General features: G+C 30.6%; 1 protein-coding gene. It reads right to left on the bottom strand.

Annotated elements, in window-relative coordinates; translation table 11 throughout:
- Positions 1 to 121: 121 nt before the first annotated feature.
- Positions 122 to 1,669 carry a ribonuclease Y gene (gene rny, locus BM384_RS16855; RefSeq protein WP_090015399.1) on the bottom strand — a complete coding sequence of 516 codons (1,548 nt, stop codon included), beginning with the start codon at positions 1,667 to 1,669 and terminating at the stop codon, positions 122 to 124.
- Positions 1,670 to 2,157: the final 488 nt, after the last annotated feature.

Genomic DNA, 2,157 nt, shown 5'->3' with positions numbered 1-2,157 from the left:
TAATGGTTTATTAAGTGTACCCTTTTTTAAAAAATTACTTTTTAAAATTTTTTATTTTTTTGTATAACTGGTCTATGCATTAAAAAAATACATTTTGCAATGCAAAATGTATTTTAATTCTTTATTTAGCAAAATCAACTGCTCTAGTTTCTCTAATAACGTTGATTTTAATTTGACCTGGATATTCCAATTGTTCTTCAACGCTCTTCACAATATTACGTGCTAGTTCTATTGCTCCAAGATCGTCGACTTGATCTGGTTTAACAATAATTCTAATCTCTCTACCAGCTTGAATTGCATATGACTTCTCTACACCTTCATAAGAATTTGCAATTTCTTCTAACTTTTCTAAACGTTTGATGTACGATTCTAAGGTTTCTCTTCTAGCTCCTGGTCTAGCAGCTGAAATAGCATCTGCTGCTTGAACTAAGCATGCTTCTAATGATTCTATTTCTACATCACCATGGTGAGCTGCTATGGCGTTAACTACTGCTGGTGATTCGTGATATTTCTTCGCAAGATCTCCACCAATAATTGCATGTGGTCCTTCTTGTTCTTGATCTACAGCCTTACCAATATCGTGTAGTAAACCAGCTCTTCTAGCTAAATTAACATCTAGACCCAACTCTGAAGCCATTAAACCAGCTAAATACGATACTTCTATGGAATGTTTTAACACATTTTGACCATAACTAGTTCTATATTTTAATCTACCAAGGAGTTTTATTATCTCCGGATGTAATCCATGAACTGAAGTTTCAAGAGCTGCTTGCTCTCCTTCTTCTTTAATATCATTTTCAACATCTTTACGAGACTTTTCAACCATCTCTTCAATTCTAGCTGGATGAATTCTTCCATCCACTATTAACTTTTCTAATGCCATCCTAGCAACTTCTCTCCTTATTGGATCAAAGCTTGATAAAATAACTGCTTCTGGAGTATCATCAATAATTAAATCTACTCCTGTTAATGTTTCTAAGGTTCTAATGTTTCTACCTTCTCTACCTATGATTCTTCCTTTCATTTCGTCATTAGGTAAAGCAACTACATGTACAGTTGTTTCTGATACATGATCTGCAGCACATCTTTGTATAGCTGTTGTTATAATTTCTCTTGCTTTCTTGTCTGCTTCTTCTTTAGCTCTACTTTCGACATCCTTAATCATTACTGCTGCATCATGAGTAATTTCTTTCTTGATTTCTTCTAATAGGATCTGTCTAGCATCTTCACTTGATAAACCTGAAACTTTTTCAAGTTCAGCTCTTCTTTCATCAGCAAGTTTTTCAACTTCAATTTCCATATTATCGATTTCAATAGCTCTCTCATTAAGCGCATCATCTTTTTTCTGTAAAGTATCACTCTTTTTATCAAGTAATTCTTCTCTTTGAATCAATCTTCTTTCTAATCTTTGAAGTTCATTTCTTCTTTCTCTTGAATCTCTATCCAAATCATTTCTTAATCTATGAACTTCTTCTTTAGCTTCAAGAATAGATTCTTTTTTTGTAGCTTCTGCTTCTCTTTTAGCATTCTCTAAAACATTTTTAGCTTCATCAATTAACGAATCTACTTTGCTTTGAGTAGCTTTTTCTATACCTTTTTTAAGCACAAAGCCTAATATACATAATACAAATATATCTATTAATATTATTATAATTAAATACGTTGGCACGTAAACACCTCCTAAGCTTTTATTTATCTATAATGTAAATAAGAAAGCGTAATTTGGTGTCATATTCTTCTTACTAATAGCAAGAATATCATAAACCAGTATTTGTTATTATTTTATCCGAAAAAAAGAATTATGTCAAGTTTGATAACATTATCAATTCCTCATTATAAAAATTAAAATTTTAGCTAGTTTTCTTTATTATACTCTTTTATTTTATTCTTTTCATAGCTACATATTAATGAATAAGTTCTAAATTTATCCTTATTTTTATTTTATTATTTATTTTTATTTTCTATATAAATACCATTTTTTCTTCATGAACAAAGTGGCTAACGCCACGCTTTTCAGCGCAGGAAGCAGCTTTGTTTTGCCATGCAAAAGGTTCTAAAAGTGAAATAATTTCATATTAAAATACAATTTAATTATTTTGCTTTTAGGTTCTTTTGCGGCCTACAATTATTTTTTAATGCATTTGACAACTTCCATAT

The sequence above is a fragment of the Clostridium sp. DSM 8431 genome (assembly GCF_900116755.1).
GTDB lineage: Bacteria > Bacillota > Clostridia > Clostridiales > Clostridiaceae > Clostridium.
The sequence above is the reverse complement of the archived record's forward strand: the minus strand, read 5'-3'. Positions and strand labels throughout refer to the sequence as shown.